The organism is Micromonospora violae (assembly GCF_004217135.1).
Taxonomy (GTDB): domain Bacteria; phylum Actinomycetota; class Actinomycetes; order Mycobacteriales; family Micromonosporaceae; genus Micromonospora; species Micromonospora violae.
Map to the genome: position 1 here is coordinate 3,769,170 of NZ_SHKK01000001.1, position 15,582 is coordinate 3,784,751.

A 15,582-nucleotide genomic window follows, 5' to 3' on the forward strand; every position below is an offset into this window, starting at 1 on the left:
CCTCGCGCAGGAGGGGCCGCCGTGCTGTCGCTGCGTTCAGCGCATCAGCACGGCCCGGTAAGAAGCAGGAAGACTCCGGCCATGCCCCGCAGTGTACCTCGCCCACGGTTCGTCCTGCCGGCCGCCGGGGCGGGTCGAATCCCTTCCCCCAGGTTGGCGAATATCGGTGCGTAAGCGACGGACTACCTGCGGGGGTCGGCGATAACGACAAACATGGTTAGCCTGATAGACCAGTGAGATTCCTGCGGCAAACGAGGCTCGGCGTCGCGAACCCAACGGCGGGTCCGGGTGCTCTGTACGGAGCTGCCGTGACGGCGACGAGGAGGAGGCCCGTGACACAACAGACCTGGGACGAGGTGGGCGGCCTGTTGCCGCACGACGAGTTCCGCGCCGCCAGCGAAGCCATCGTGGCCAACATCGAGCAGGTCATCGAGGGTAAGACCGCCACCGTGCGGCTCGCCCTGGCCGTCCTGCTCGCCGAGGGTCACCTCCTGATCGAAGACGTCCCCGGCGTCGGCAAGACCAAGCTTGCCAAGGCCCTCGCGCGGTCCATCGACTGCACCGTGCGGCGCATCCAGTTCACCCCCGACCTGCTGCCCAGCGACGTCACCGGGGTCAGCGTCTACAACCAGGAGACGCACGACTTCGAGTTCCGCCCCGGTGCCGTGTTCGCCAACCTGGTGGTCGGCGACGAGATCAACCGGGCCTCACCGAAGACCCAGTCGGCGTTGCTGGAGTGCATGGAGGAACGGCAGGTCACCGTCGACGGGGTGACGTACCAGCTACAGACCCCGTTCATGGTGATCGCCACCCAGAACCCGATCGAGATGGAGGGGACGTACCCGCTGCCGGAGGCGCAGCGCGACCGGTTCACCGCCCGCATCGCGATGGGTTACCCGGACTCCCACGCCGAGCTGGCGATGCTCGACGGGCACGGTGCCACCGACCCGCTGCACGAGCTGCGCCCGGTCTCCGACGCGGCCATCGTCCGGCAGTTGATCGCCACCGTCCGGCAGGTGCACGTCGCGGACGCGGTCAAGCAGTACGCGATCGACCTGGTCACCGCCACCCGCGAGGCCCCCGACCTGCGGCTCGGCGCGTCCCCCCGGGCGACCCTGCAACTGCTGCGCACCGCCCGGGCGGTCGCCGCCCTGGAGGGCCGCGACTACGTCCTCCCCGACGACCTGCAGGTGCTGGCGGTGCCGGTGCTGGCGCACCGGATCATCCCGACCGCCGACGCGCAGCTCGCCCGACGCACCACCGACGCGATCGTCTCCGAGCTGGTGCACCGCCTGCCGCTGCCACACGACCGGCAGCGCAACCCGTACGACACCCGGCCCGCCACCGGCAACGGCCGCGCGCCTTACGAGCCGCGGAGGCCATGACGTGCGTGCCGGGCTACGCGGGCTGACCACCCGCGGGCGGTCCTTCCTCGCCGCCGCGGTCGCGGCCGCCATCTCGGCCGGCATCCTCGGCGAGAAGGACCTGCTCCGGGTGGCCGTGCTGTTGGCCATCCTGCCGCTGTTGGCCGCCACCTACGTCGGGCGGAGCCGCTACAAGCTGGCCTGCAACCGTTCACTGGACCCGCACCGGGTTCCGGTCGGGGCCAACTCCCGGGTGGTGCTGCGCCTGCAGAACCTCTCCCGGTTGCCGACCGGCACCCTGCTCCTGGAAGACCGGCTGCCCTACGCGCTGGGCAGCCGACCCCGGGTGGTGTTGGAACGGCTCGGTGCGCACCAGGCCAGCTCCGTGGCGTACACCGTCCGGGCCGACGTGCGGGGCCGCTACGACGTGGGCCCGCTGGTCGTCCGGATGACCGACCCGTTCGGTCTCTGCGAACTCACCCGGTCCTTCCCCACCACCGACCACCTGACGGTCATCCCGCAGGTCACCCCGCTGCCGTCGGTCCGGCTCCCCGGGGAGTACGCGGGCAGCGGCGACAGCCGGGCCCGCTCGGTGGCGGTGCACGGTGAGGACGACGCGGCGACGCGGGAGTACCGGCGCGGCGACGACCTGCGCCGGGTGCACTGGAAGTCCACGGCCCGCACCGGCGAGCTGATGGTGCGCCGTGAGGAGCAACCGTGGGAGAGCCGGGCCACCGTCGTCCTGGACACCCGGGCGTACGGCCACCGGGGCGAGGGGCCGACGGCCAGTTTCGAGTGGTCGGTCTCGGCCGCCGCGAGCATCGCCGTCCACCTGCGTCAGGCCGGCTACAAGTTGCGCCTGGTCACCGGCTCGGGGGCAGATGTGGACGCCTCGGAGGCCGGCGGCGACGGGGCGTTGCTCGACCACCTCGCCGAGGTACGACTGGATCAGCGGGCCGAGATCACCGACCTGGTGCAGCGGGTCCGCCAACGTTCCGACGGCGGCCTGATCATCGGCCTGTTCGGCACGGTGAGCGTGGCCGAGGCGGAGCTGCTGGCCGGGCTGCGGGGCAACGGCGCCACCTGCGTCGGCTTCCTCCTGAACAGCTCCACCTGGCTCAGCCTGCCGGAGAAGGCCCGGGCCGAGGCGGAGCACGCCCACGCCGCCGCCGTCCTCGCCATGTTGCAGAGCGGCTGGCGGGTGGTCGGCGTCGACCACGGCGGCCGCCTACCGGCGTTGTGGCCGCAGGCCGGCCGGGGCGCCCAGGGGTTCGCCCTGCGGGCCGCGCTGGCCGAGACCGTCGCCGGCGGTGTCCGATGAACGGAAGGCTCCCCTCATGATCAGCAGTCGGAACATCGGCGTGGTGGCGGCCGTGGCCACGCTGCTGGCCTCCGCGCCGCTGTCGGCCATCTTCCGAAGCTGGACGTGGCTGATCGAGTCGATCATCGCGGTCGCCGTGGTGGCCGGGGCGGCCGCGTTGACCCGACTCGTCCGGGCCCCGCTGTGGGGTCAGGTCCTGGGCATGCTGGCCGGCCTGATGCTCGCCCTGACCTGGCTGTTCCCCAGCGGCGACGAGCTGTTCGCGATTCTGCCCACCCCGGGCACGCTCGCGTACTTCGGTGAGCTGCTCGGCGGTTCCATGCAGGACATGCGCTCGTACGGCGTCGAGGTCCCGGACACGAACCCGCTGCTGTTCATCGCCGTGCTCGGCGTCGGCGCGGTCGCCGTGCTGGTGGACGTACTGGCCGTGGGGATGCGCCGGCCCGCGCTGGCAGGGCTGCCGATGCTCGCCATCTACTCGGTGCCGGTCGCCGTCTACGTGGACAGCGTCCCCGCGGTGCCGTTCGTGGTGGGCGCCGCCGGTTACCTCTGGCTGCTGGTCACCGACAACGTCGACCGGGTACGCCGCTTCGGCCGCCGGTTCACCGGTGACGGCCGCGACATAGACGTGTGGGAGGCCTCGCCGCTGGCGTCCGCCGGCCGCCGGCTCGCGGCGGTCGGGGTGGCCCTGGCGGTGGCGCTGCCGCTGGCGGTGCCCGGCATGACCGGCGGGCTGCTCGACTCCCTCAGCCGAGGGCCGGGCAACGGCATGGGCAACGGGAACGGCTCGGGCGGCAACTCGGGTCGGATCGACCTGTTCGCCTCGCTCGCCGGCCAGCTCAACCAGTCCCAGGTGGCCGACCTGGTCAAGGTGAAGACGTCCGAGCCGAACCCGTTCTACCTGCGCTACGCGGTCGCCGACGAGCTACGCCCCAATGGTTTCCAGGCACGCAACCCGAGTGGCCGGTCGGTCAACGAGGGCCTGCCGAACCCGGCCGACCGCGCCGGCCAAGGTGTGCGGCAGACCACCTACCAGGCGACCGTCGAGGTCACCAAGAGCCTGAGCATGTCGCTGATGCCGGTGTACGCCGAGCCGACCCGCACCGACGACCTCAGCGACAACTGGCTCTACGACACCAACCAGCAGGTCGTCTTCTCCAACCGGGAGAACTCCCGGGGTCGGAAGTACTCCTTCGACTACGTCCGCTCGACCTTCACCCCGGAGGCGTTGCGGGCCGCGCGGACACTGCCGGCCGAGCACCCCCTACGCCGACAGCTCACCGCCACCCCCGGGGTGGTGCCCGAGGTGGAGGCGTTGGTCACGGAGCTGATCCAGGGCAAGCGCACGGACTACGACAAGGTGTTGGCGATCTACCGGCACTTCTCGGCGGACAACGGGTTCAGCTACCGGTTGAGCACCGAGAGCGGCAGCAGCGGTCAGGACATCGTCAACTTCCTGACCAACAAGGTCGGTTACTGCCAGCAGTACGCCGCCGCGATGGCCTGGCTGGTTCGCGCCGCCGGCATTCCGGCCCGGGTGGCGTTCGGGTTCACCAACGGCAGCAAGCGCGACGGTGACACCTTCACGCTGACCAACCTCAACCTGCACGCCTGGACCGAGGTCTACTTCGACGGGGCCGGTTGGGTGCCGTTCGACGCCACCCCGGCGTACGGGGTGCCCGGCTCCACGCGGTCGGCCTGGGCGCCGGACACTGACGCGCCGGAGCCGTCGAACCCGGACACCGGCGTCGCGAACACCCCGTCGGATCCGGATGCCTCGGCCGGGCCGGCCGGCCCGGACAACGCCGACCGCGACACCGACAACGGGCTGTCGCTCGGTGGGACGACGCCGAACGAGCAGCCACCGGTCTGGCCCTGGTGGGCGGCGGGCCTGGTGGCCCTGCTGGCGTTGCTCGCCGTACCCGCTCTGCGCCGGGTGGCTCTCCGCCGCCGACGGGGTGGCCGAGCGGTGAGCGGGACGATGGCGTCGGCCCGGGTCGACGGCGACAGCGAGCCGGGGACGCGGCCGGTGGTGGTGCTCGGCGCGGACGCCAACCAGGCCCGCGCGGACGCGCACGCCGCCTGGGCGGAATTGCTGGACACACTGGTGGACTTCCGGCTCCCGGTCGATCCGACCGAGACGCCCCGGGCGACCGCGGACCGGCTCGTCCGGGACGCCCTCGACGACGACCCTGCGGCGGTGGGGTCGGCGCGGCTGCTCGGCCAGGCGGAGGAGCGGGCCCGTTACGCGCGGGATCCGCTGACCGGTGAGCCGTTGCTGCCGGCGCTGCGCACGGTCCGCGGGGTGCTCGCCGCGCGGGCAGACCGGCGGACCCGCCTGCTCGCCGCCCTGTTGCCGCCCTCGGTGCTGCTGCGGTGGCGGACCGGCCTGGCGGACAGGTCCGGCCGCATGGTGGCGCTCACCGCGCGGGCCCGGTACCGGCTGCTGCGGTGGAGCCCTCGACGGCTGCTGGCCGACCGAGCGGCTCGCTGACCGAGCGGCTCGCTGACCGAGACCCACCTCGCCACTCATGATCACTTGATGGCCGCACGTCAGTGATCATGAGTGGCGCAAGGGTTCCCCTCGCCCACGACGCCACGACGCCACGACCCCACGACCCCACGACCTCACGACCTCACGACCCCACGACAGGCAGGATCGTGCACGATCAGGTGGAGAGTGGGCGGCGAAGGAGGGCACGCGGATACGACGGATGTCGCCGGGGCCTGTCCCCGGCGACCGCTCGTCGCGACGTACGGTCCGCCTCAGCGGCGGGACCGGCTCAGCGGTGCCCCTCCGGGCGCTGCCGCCACCTGTCCTCCATCCGGTCCAGGATCGACGACCGGCGACCAGATCGGCCACCGCGCGGACGACGACGACTCGTCGTGCCGCCCACCACGTGCAGGTCGGGTGACTGCGCCCGCCGGTGCGACTGCACCGCGAACGCGGCCGACGCCAGCATGACGACGAAGCCCGCCACCGCCAGTGGTGGAGTCTTGATCACCGCGCCATAGACCAGTAGAGCCAAGCCAGCGATGATGACGCCGGCGGCGACGAGCAGGCGACGCCGCGCATGGAAGCGCGGATCGCTGGCGCGCACGGCCGAGGCGAATTTGGGGTCCTCGGCAAGCGACCGCTCGATCTGCTCGAACAGCCGCTGCTCGTGCTCCGAGAGCGGCACGGCACTCCTCCCCGGTCACGTTGGTCAGGCCCACTCGGGCCGACAGACCGTGGCAGCCAACCGGCTGCTTACCCGCAAGTCTACGAGGGGGGTCGCGCGTCGGAAAGCGGGACGACCTATGGGCGGGGTGGATTTTCGTTTCGACGGGGATCACGGTCGCCCATCAGACTGGCCGGACCTATGACGGACCGCCCGAAACGGGCAGCCGCGGCGTCCGCGGCAGCTTCCGCCTCGCGCCAGCCACGCTCCGGCGCGCCGAGGGTGAGTTGCCGGGGAGCGCCCTGCGCCGGGGCGAGCCCCTCCACCCGGACACCGACGAGTCGGATCCGCTCGCCCGGGTCCAAGGCGGTGTAGAGCGCCCAGACCGTGTCGAACATCTCGCGGGCGGTGTCGGTGGGCACGTCGAGGGTGCGAGATCGACTGACGGTGCGGAAGTCGGCCAGTCGGACCTTGAGCGAGACGGTGCGCCCGACCTGCCCGGAGCCGCGCAACCGGACGCCCACCTTCGCGCTGAGCGCGAGCAACGCCCGGCGGATCTCCACCGGGTCGGCCACGTCCACGTCGAAGGTCACCTCGGCGCCGATCGACTTGTCGACGTGCTCGGGGCTGACCCCGCGCGGGTCGCGCCCCCAGGCCAACTCGTGCAGGTGCGCCGCCGAGGCGGCGCCGACGGCTCGGCGCAGCATGCCCACCGGCGCCTCGGCGAGGTCGCCGACGGTGGCCAGACCGAACCGGCGCAGCGCCTCGGCGGCGCGCTCACCCACTCCCCACAGGGCGTTCACCGGCAACGGGTGCAGGAAGTCGAGCACCTGCCCCGGGGGCACGACCAGCAGGCCGTCCGGTTTGGCCCGGGTGGAACCCAGCTTCGCCACGAACTTGGTCGGCGCCACCCCGACCGAGCAGGTCAACGCCTGTTCGTCGGCGACCCGGCGACGGATCAGCCGGGCGATGGTGGCCGGGGAGCCGAAGAGCCGACGGGCGCCGGTCACGTCGAGGAACGCCTCGTCGAGGGAGAGCGGCTCGACCAGCGGCGTGACGTCCCGGAAGATCTGCATGACCGCGCGGGAGGCGGCCGTGTAGGCGGGGAAATCCGGTGGCAGGTAGACCGCGTGGGGGCAGCGGGCCCGGGCCTGACTGGTCGGCATGGCGCTGCGTACGCCGTATCGGCGGGCCTCGTAACTGGCCGAGCTGACCACCCCGCGCGGGCCGACGCCGCCGACCACCACCGGCCGGCCACGCAGCTCGGGGCGGCGGCGCACCTCGACCGCGGCGAAGAAGGCGTCCATGTCGACGTGCAGGATCGGGCTGGCGGAGTCGTCGGCGTCCGGCCCGAAGCGCGGATCGTCGCCCCGGGGCAACGACTGACTGCGGCCCATCCCGGCAGGTTAACCCGGGGGTACGACACCACCAGCGGCCAGTGGGCCGAACCCGCCCCGGGTCAGCCCCGGATGGCCAGCAGCGGCACGGTCAGCTCGGCGGCGGTGTCCGACCCGTGGTAGGCCACCAACTTCGACGCCATCGGCCGCTCGGTGCGACTGGCCATGACCGCGTACGTGTCGTTGCAGGTCACCACCACGTCGCCGATCCGGCCCAGGTGCTCCTCGGGCACCGGCCCGAACCAGCCGGCGGCCACCATCTCGGCGCGGGTGCGTACCCGGGCCGCACCGCCCAGCACCTCGGACCAGGCGGCCCGCACGTCGTCGACCGCGCCGGGCTCGGCGTGCAGGTAACGCACCCGGGCCTCGCCGGCCACCAGCCGCACGCCGGCCCGCAGCCGCGGGTCGGTGTCCAGGTCGAAGCGGTGCGCGGCGGGGATGTCGAGCTGCCCGTGGTCGGCGGTGACCAGCAGCGCCGCGTCCGGGGGCAGCCCGTCGAGCAGCCGGGCGACCAGGGCGTCCACCTCGGCGGCGGCGACCCGCCAGGGCTCCGAGTCGACGCCGTAGACGTGGCCGTAGCGGTCCAGGTCGGCGTGGTAACCGGAGACCAGGGTCGGCCCGGGGCCGGTGGCCAGCGCGGCCAGCATGGCAGCGGCCACCGCGTCCCCACCGGCGGCGCCCCGGAAGTCGCCACCCCGGTTGGCGGCGACTGTCAACCCGCTGCCGCCGAACTCCGGCCGACTCACGACTGTCGTCGTCACCCCGGCGGCGCGGGCCCGCTCCAACTGGGTGGGCACCGGCTGCCAGTGCAGCGGCGACGGATCGGCGGCCCAGTCCGTATGGGTGAGCACCCGATCGGTGCCGGGCACCCGCACGGTGAAGCCGAGCACCCCGTGCGCGCCCGGCGCGACACCGGTGCCCAGCGACACCAGGCTGGTCGGGGTGGTGGACGGGAAACCGGCGATGAGCGGGCGGGCCACCGTCGCGGCGAGCCCGGCGAGCGTCGGCGCGTACGGTGCCGCGGTCGGCAGCTGGTACCAGCCGAGCCCGTCGACGAGCAGCACGGCGATCCGGCGTACCCCGGCCAACGAGGGCACCAACCCGAGCGGGTCGGCCGCGCCGGGCACCCCCAGCACGGCCAGCGCGCTGGGCAGCACGTCGGCGAGCCGGCCGCCGCCGTGCTGCGGCCCGAGGATCTCCAGCGGCGCCGGCACGCCACCGGCCTCGGCGATCATGCCGGCCGGCGGGCGAACAGGTGCAGCTGGGCGGCCAGGTCCCGGTACGGCGGTTGGGCGGCCAGCGCACGTTCCAGCTCGACCAGGGCGGCGGGCTGCCCGTCGGCGACCGCGGCCGGCAGCAGGTCGGCCAGCACGCGTACCCCGTGGATCTCCTCGACCACGAGCCCGGCGGCGCCGAGCAGCGCGGCGGCGCCGGCGGCGTCGTAGCGTCGGCGCAGTGTGTCGCGCGGCCCCGCGGTGCCGGCCGGATCGGCGGCCAGTGTGGTCGCGACGTCCAGGTGCCCGTTCATCGCCCGGCCCAGCACGGCGGCGGCCCGGCCGGCCACCAGCACACTCGCCGCGCCGCCCGGGCGCAGCGCGGTGGCCAACGCGGCCACCACCGGCGTCGGGTCGTCGACGACCTCCAGCACGGCGTGGCAGAGCACCAGGTCGACGCCGGCCGGCTCGACCAGCCCGGCGAGGGCGTCACCGTCGCCCTGCACGGCGGCGATCCGGTCGGGCACCCCGGCCTCGGCGGCGCGGCGGGTGAGCGCGGCGAGCGCGTCGGGGCTGGCGTCGACGACGGTGACCCGATGCCCGGCGCGGGCCAGTGGGACGGCGAAACCGCCGGTGCCGCCGCCCACGTCCAGCACGGTGAGCTCGGCGTCGCCGCGCCGGTCCAGTTCGGCGCGCAGCACCGACCAGATCACGGCGGTGCGGGGTGTCAGCGGCGGCTCGGCGAACCGGCCTCGGGTCTGCTCCACCCGGTCGAGCCTAGTCACCCGGCCCGGTGATGGTGCGGGCGTGTGGTGGGTGCCCACCACACGCCCATCGGTGCGTGGCGCGGGCTCCGGTCAGGCCTCGGTGCCCTCGGCCTCGTCCTCCGCGCGGGACCGGCGCTCGTTGGCCACCGGACCGTTGGTCACCTCGTACTCGCGGGGGTCGGCGAGGTGCGCCGGCACCCAGCCGGTGCCCAGTCGGGTCCGCCGGGCGTTGGCGATTCCACCTGTGTACGCGTGATTTCCCGTCACTGTCGTTCCCCCTCACGGATCACGGGCCGCTCTGCCCGCTCGGGACGAGTCTCCCGCTCGACGGCTCGGGAAACCGTAATGTGGATCACTGAATCAGCGGAAGTCACGGGAGGCGGGACTCACCGGCGGCTCGATGGCGTCCAGTCGGTCGGCGACCAGATTGGTCACCCCCTCGTGCCGCTGCAACCGCCCCCGGACCACCAGCGCGGCGCTGGTCCGCGCCACCCGCCGGTAGCGCTGCCACAGACCCGGCGAACAGGTGACGTTGAGCATCCCCGTCTCGTCCTCCAGGTTGAGGAAGGTGACCCCGCCCGCGGTCGCCGGGCGTTGCCGGTGGGTGACGATGCCACCGACCCGGATCCGTTGCCCCGGCTCCACCCGGCCGAGCCGGGCGATCGGCACCGCGCCGAGCACGTCGAGCTGACCCCGGATGAACCGGGCCGGATGGCTCTCCGGCGACAACCCGGTGGCCCACACGTCGGCGACCAGCCGGTCCACCGCCTCCATTCCGGGCAGCGTGGGCGCCGCCGCGCCGGTCACTGTGCCCGGCAGCCGACCCGGCCGGTCCTGGGCCGCCGCCCCGGCGGCCCACAGCGCCTGCCGTCGGGTCAGCCCGAAACAGGCGAAGGCGTCCGCGGTGGCCAACGCCTCCAACTGCGCGGCGGTGAGACCGAGCCGCCGGGCCAGATCCGGCATGTCCCGGTACGGCCCACCGGCGACCCGTTCGGCCTCGATCCGTTCGGCCACCTCGGCCCCGAGGGTCCGCACGCTGGACAGGCCGAGCCGGACGGCGGGGCCGCCCAGCCCCCAGGCGTGTGGTGGCTCCCCCGGCCCGCTGCCCCACCGGGTCTCCGGGGTGGACTCCAACACCGCCAACGCCCCACTGGCGTTGATGTCCGGACGACGGACCTCCACCCCGTGCCGGCGGGCGTCGTCGACCAGGGTCTGCGGCGAGTAGAAACCCATCGGCTGGGCGTTGAGCAACGCGGCCAGGAACGGCGCCGGGTGGTAACGCTTGAGCCAGGAGCTGGCATAGACCAGGTAGGCGAAGCTCATCGCGTGGCTCTCCGGGAAGCCGTAGCTGGCGAACGCGGTGAGCTTGCGGTAGACGTCGTCGGCCAGCTCACCGGTGATGCCCCGCTCGGCCATCCCGGCGTAGAGCCGGTCGGCGATCCGGGTCATCCGCTCCACCGACCGTTTGGCGCCCATCGCCCGGCGCAGCTGGTCGGCCTCGGCCGCGTCGAAGCCGGCCAGGTCGATGGCGAGCTGCATCAGCTGCTCCTGAAACAGCGGCACACCCAGGGTCTTCTCCAGCGCGTTGCGCATCAGCGGATGCGCGAAGGTCACCGGCTCCTGGCCGTTCTTGCGCCGGATGAACGGGTGCACCGACCCGCCCTGGATCGGGCCGGGCCGGATCAGCGCCACCTCGATCACCAGGTCGTAGAACTCGCGGGGCTTGAGCCGGGGCAGGGTGGCCATCTGGGCCCGGCTCTCCACCTGAAACACCCCGACCGAGTCGGCCCGGCAGAGCATGTCGTAGACCTCCGGGTCGTCCAGGGTCATGTCGCCCAGGTCGAGCCGGGACCCGATCATGTCGTAGCCGTAGTGCAGGGCGGAGAGCATGCCCAGGCCGAGCAGGTCGAACTTGACCAGGCCCACCGCGGCGCAGTCGTCCTTGTCCCACTGCAGGACGCTGCGTCCGGGCATCCGCCCCCACTCCACCGGGCAAACCTCGATCACCGGCCGGTCGCAGATCACCATGCCACCGGAGTGGATGCCCAGGTGCCGCGGGAACGTCTGCAACTCGTTGGCGTACGCCACCACCTGCTCGGGGATGTTCTCCACATCGACCGTGGCGACCGAGCCCCACCTATCGATCTGCTTGCTCCAGGCGTCCTGCTGCCCCGGCGAGTAGCCGAAGGCCTTGGCCACGTCCCGCACGGCCGACCGGGGCCGGTAGGAGATGACGTTGGCGACCTGGGCGGCGTGCTCCCGGCCGTAGCGGGTGTAGACGTGCTGGATCACCTCCTCCCGGCGGTCGGACTCGATGTCCACGTCGATGTCGGGTGGGCCGTCCCGTTCCGGGGCGAGGAACCGCTCGAAGAGCAGTTGGTGCCGGACCGCGTCCACATTGGTGATCCGCAACGCGTAACAGACCGCCGAGTTCGCCGCCGAACCCCGACCCTGGCAGTAGATGTCCTGGTCACGGCAGAACGTGACGATGTCGTAGACCACCAGGAAGTAACCGGGGAAACCCAGCTCCTCGATCATGTTCAGTTCGTGGTCGAGTTGCGCGTACGCCGCCGGGTGCGCCTGCGGTGGCCCGTAGCGCTCGTGTGCCCCGTCAGCGGTCAGCTTCCGCAGCCAGCTCATCTCGGTGTGCCCCGGCGGCACCGGGTACGCCGGTAGCTGCGGCGCGACGAGCTGAAGGTCGAAGGCCAGCTCGGCGCCGAACTCGGCGGCCCGCGCCACCGCACCCGGGTACGCGGCGAACCGGGCCGCCATCTCCGCGCCGCTGCGCAGGTGGGCGGTGGCCGCCGCGGGCAACCACCCGTCGATCTCGTCCAGGCTGCGGCGGGCCCGGACCGCGGCGACGGTGGTGGCCAGCCGACGCCGCCCAGGGCTGGCGTAATGCACGTTGTTGCTGGCCACCGTCGGCAACCCGGCCGCGGCGGCCAGGTCGGCGAGCGCGTCGTTGCGGTCGGCGTCCACGGGATGACCATGGTCGGTCAGCTCCACCGCCACCGTCTCCGCGCCGAAGAGCGTGGTCAGCCGATCCAACTCGCGGGCCGCCGCGTCCACCCCCTCGGTGAGCAGCGCCCCCGGCACGTGCCCCTTGCGGCAGCCGGTCAGCACCAGCACATGGTCACGCAGCTCGGCGGCGACCTCCTCCAGGTCCCCGTACTCCGGGCGGCCCTTCTCCCCGCCGCGTAGCTGAGCCCGGGCGATGGTGGTAGCCAGCCGGGCGTACCCCTCGTGGCCGTGCGCGAGCACCAACAGGTGCGCGCCGTGCGGGTCAGGCTCGCCGTTCTGCGGACCGGGCAGGCCGAGGGACAGCTCCGCACCGAAGATCGTCGGCAGACCCAGCGTACGAGCCGCCTCGGCGAAGCGGACCACCCCGTAGAAGCCGTCGTGGTCGGTGACGGCGAGCGCGGTGAGCCCCAGCCGGGCCGCCTCCTCCGCCATCTCCTCCGGGTGACTGGCGCCGTCGAGGAAGCTGAAGTTGGTGTGCGCGTGCAGCTCCGCGTAGGGCACCACGCCGTCGGGGCGGGTCAGCTCCGGCGGCTGGTACTGCTCGCGGCGGCGGCTCCAGGCCGGGGAGTCACCGCCGTCGGCGTCCACGGCGAGCGGGTCCACCACGTGCAGGTGCCGCTCACCCCGGCTCCCCCGCTTGTCGCCGGCCCGGCCGGAGAGCACGCGTTCCAGCTCCGACCAGGGCATCTTCGGGTTGTGAAAGCTCATCCGGCCGCTCCGGCCGTGCTGCTCGGCCCGGTACTGCTCGGCCGAGGGACGCTGGGCGACCGGGTCGACGACGAACACGACGGCGGTCGCCCCGCCGACGGCGGGAGGTGCGATGAGCGTGATGACTCACAGGCATCAAGATGTCTGTGAGTCATCACGCTCATCAGGACATCTGCTCCCCGGCCAGCGCGGAGCCAGCCGACGCCGGGCAGGGATCGACCTGACTCAGTCATAGATCGCCTCCACCAACCACTGCCCCGACTCCACGGCCAGCAGCAGGGCAGCACCGTCGGCCAGGCTGACCTGGAACCGGGCCCGGCGGCGGGCCTCGGCCGGCGCCCACCAGCGCTCGTCCACCGGCCACGGGCCGGCCCAGCCCACGATCTCCGCTGGCTGACCGGTGCCGACCACCAGTCGGGCGGGCGCGGCGCTCACCGCCAACCGAGCGCTGATCACCACCGGCTCGCCAGCGGCGTCGTGCACCGTCGCCGCGAGCGGGCTGGGCAGCACCACCGCCGGCGCGGGGGCCGGCAGCCGGCCCGGCCACGGCGGAGCGCCCTCACCTCGGCCGGTGGCCGGATCGGCGCCAGCCGGCGGGCCGGGCCGGGCGGGGAGGCGTTCGTCGCCCCACGGCACCAGTCGCACCTGATCGGCCGGGGAGCGCCCACCACCGAGCACCGCGGTGACCACCGCTTCCGGCCCGAGGATGCCCTGCACCCGGCTCAACGCCCGGTGCGCGCGCTCCCGCTCCTCGCCGGTCTCCCCCCAGAGGCCGGCCTGTAGACCGGCCTGGGCGATCACCCCGTCCGGGATCAGGCGCAACCGGATGATGCCGGCCGTCGGTCGCGTCGGTCGGGCACCGGCACGGCCGTTGCTGCCGGAGAGCCACCCGTCGAGCTGCCAGCGCACCCGGTCGGCGATGGCCGCCGCGGTGAGCAGGCCGTCGTGCCGCCACACCCGGTGCAGCTCCTGCCCGTGCTCGGTGACCGCCTCGATGCCCAGCCGGGTGCAGGCCAGCCCGTGCCCGGCCAGCCGCTCGTGCAGTTGCTCGGCCAGCGCCCGGGCCACGAACGCCGCCGCGTCGACCCGGTCGATCGGCTCGTCGTGCTCCGCCGTCACCGTCAGGTCGGCCGGCGGCTGCCGGACGGCGAGTGGGCGGTGGTCCCGCCCGGCGGCCAGTCGATGGGCCAACGCGCCGTCGAACCCGAACCGGGCCAACACGTCGCCGGCCGGCAGGGCGGCGAAGTCGCCGAGGGTTCGTACCCCCAACCGGCGCAGCAGGTCGGCCAACGCCGACCGGCCGAGCGCCTCGACCGGCAACCCGGCCAGGAACTCCGGTGTCCCGCCCGGTGCCACCACCCGGCCAGCCCGAGCGGCCAACCCGGCCGCGAACACCCCGTCGGCGATGCCGACCTGGCTCTCCACCAGGCACGACTGGGCCACGTGCTCGATGATCCGCTCGGCGGCCGCCTCCTCGCCGCCGAGGTAACGGCCCGGCCCCCGGGCGGCCACCGCGCAGGCGCCCGGACGGACCACCTCGACGCCGGCGACCAACTCCTCCACCGCGGCCACCACCGGCTCGAACGCCCGGGCGTCCCGGCCCGGGTCGTACTCCACGACGGTGAGCTGTGGGCAGCGACCCTGCGCCTCCCGCTTGCGCAGCCCTCGACGCACCCCCTCGGCGCGGGCCCGCTCGGAGCAGGCGACCACCCGGTTGGCGTGCAGCACGGCGACCGGGCCGGTCGCCGGCACCCCGTCGACGATCTCGGCGGCGAGCACCGGCCAGTCCGGGCACCACAGCAGCAGAGTCCGTGCCGGTGTGCCGGTCACTCTCGACCGACCAGGGCGAGTGGCGCGGCCGACCGGCCCACGGGCGACGGCAGCGTACGAGGGATCACCCGGGTCAGCTCGTCGCCCGGGAGCCAGACCTTGATCTCCTTGGGTCGGGCGGCCGCTCCGCGCCCGCGCGCCGAGACGGTGATCTCCCGGCGACGCAACCGCCCCCGGCCCCGCCCGAGCCCCTCCCAGACCCCACGGACCACCTGCAGCGTCACGTCCGCGCCGTCCCACCGCCCGTACGGGACGAGCACGCTGCCGCGCTGCCGGGCCCGGGCGGCCAACCGGGTCGCGACCGAGGCGGAGACCGTCGCCGGCACGGTGGTGACCACGACGTCCACCCCGTCGATCAGCGCGGCGACCACGGTGGCCCACTCGGGGCCGGGATTCGGCACCAGGGCCAGCCGGTCCAGGGCGATGCCCAGCTCAGCGGCGGCGCCCGCGCCGAATGTCGGCACCCCGACCACGGCGCACCACGAGCCGGCCCGGGACGCCTCGGCGAGCAGGGCCAGCATCAGCGAGGTGCCGCCGCTGCGGCGGGGCTGGCCGGCGGCGACAGCGATGGTGCTGCCCCGCCGCAGGCCCCGGTTGGGTAGCAGACCGGTCAGCTCGGGCACCACCGGCAGCACCCGGTGGCCACCGACCGGGTCGGGTGCGCTCGCCGGGCGCACCAGATCGGCCAGCGCGGCGGAACCGACCACCATGCGGCCCGCCATTGGACCAACTCCCCCGTCGTTGCTGTGGATCAGATCAGGACCGGCACGCCGTGCCACCGGCCGCCCGGCTCCCCCCG

Annotated in this window: 11 protein-coding genes; 3 read left to right on the plus strand and 8 right to left on the minus strand. The window is 73.7% G+C overall.

What is annotated here, in order from left to right; genetic code table 11:
• Window positions 1–332 precede the first annotated feature (332 nt).
• The 3 genes from EV382_RS16555 to EV382_RS16565 are packed head-to-tail and all read left to right on the plus strand — an operon-like array spanning window position 333 to window position 5,179.
• Window positions 333–1,385: an AAA family ATPase gene (locus tag EV382_RS16555; protein ID WP_130402972.1), complete on the plus strand. Its 1,053-nt coding sequence runs from the start codon at window positions 333–335 to the stop codon at window positions 1,383–1,385.
• A 1-nt stretch (window position 1,386) separates the two neighbouring features.
• A complete protein-coding gene (locus EV382_RS16560; protein WP_130402974.1) occupies window positions 1,387–2,685 on the plus strand; it encodes a DUF58 domain-containing protein in 1,299 nt (432 codons plus the stop codon).
• A 16-nt stretch (window positions 2,686–2,701) separates the two neighbouring features.
• Window positions 2,702–5,179: a transglutaminase TgpA family protein gene (locus tag EV382_RS16565; RefSeq protein ID WP_130402976.1), complete on the plus strand. Its 2,478-nt coding sequence runs from the start codon at window positions 2,702–2,704 to the stop codon at window positions 5,177–5,179.
• A gap of 289 nt (window positions 5,180–5,468) precedes the next feature.
• On the opposite strand, the gene EV382_RS16570 is transcribed toward EV382_RS16565, so the two are convergent.
• The 8 genes from EV382_RS16570 to EV382_RS16600 all read right to left on the minus strand — a co-directional run bounded on the left by EV382_RS16570 (window position 5,469) and on the right by EV382_RS16600 (window position 15,505).
• Window positions 5,469–5,867, minus strand: coding sequence for a DUF3040 domain-containing protein (locus EV382_RS16570; RefSeq protein WP_030334542.1), 399 nt, complete (start codon window positions 5,865–5,867; stop codon window positions 5,469–5,471).
• A gap of 116 nt (window positions 5,868–5,983) precedes the next feature.
• Complete coding sequence (locus tag EV382_RS16575) at window positions 5,984–7,243, minus strand: DNA polymerase IV (RefSeq protein WP_130402978.1); 1,260 nt, start codon at window positions 7,241–7,243, stop codon at window positions 5,984–5,986.
• Between the two features lie 62 nt (window positions 7,244–7,305).
• The gene (locus EV382_RS16580) at window positions 7,306–8,478 is read right to left on the minus strand and encodes an alkaline phosphatase family protein (RefSeq protein ID WP_130402980.1); all 1,173 of its coding nucleotides are present in this window, start codon (window positions 8,476–8,478) and stop codon (window positions 7,306–7,308) included.
• Complete coding sequence (locus tag EV382_RS16585; RefSeq protein WP_130402982.1) at window positions 8,475–9,242, minus strand: methyltransferase domain-containing protein; 768 nt, start codon at window positions 9,240–9,242, stop codon at window positions 8,475–8,477. The genes EV382_RS16580 and EV382_RS16585 overlap by 4 nt, the downstream gene beginning before the upstream one ends.
• Window positions 9,243–9,314: 72 nt before the next feature.
• Window positions 9,315–9,491 (minus strand): hypothetical protein, encoded by a 177-nt coding sequence (locus tag EV382_RS32760; RefSeq protein ID WP_165435804.1) that lies wholly within the window; start codon window positions 9,489–9,491, stop codon window positions 9,315–9,317.
• 93 nt (window positions 9,492–9,584) lie between these two features.
• Complete coding sequence (locus EV382_RS16590) at window positions 9,585–12,953, minus strand: error-prone DNA polymerase (RefSeq protein WP_130408887.1); 3,369 nt, start codon at window positions 12,951–12,953, stop codon at window positions 9,585–9,587.
• A 225-nt stretch (window positions 12,954–13,178) separates the two neighbouring features.
• Window positions 13,179–14,783 carry a DNA polymerase Y family protein gene (locus tag EV382_RS16595; RefSeq protein WP_130402984.1) on the minus strand — a complete coding sequence of 535 codons (1,605 nt, stop codon included), beginning with the start codon at window positions 14,781–14,783 and terminating at the stop codon, window positions 13,179–13,181.
• On the minus strand, window positions 14,780–15,505 hold the full coding sequence (locus tag EV382_RS16600) for a hypothetical protein (protein WP_130402986.1): 726 nt from the start codon (window positions 15,503–15,505) through the stop codon (window positions 14,780–14,782). Before EV382_RS16600 ends, EV382_RS16595 begins: the two co-directional genes overlap by 4 nt.
• Window positions 15,506–15,582 lie beyond the last annotated feature (77 nt).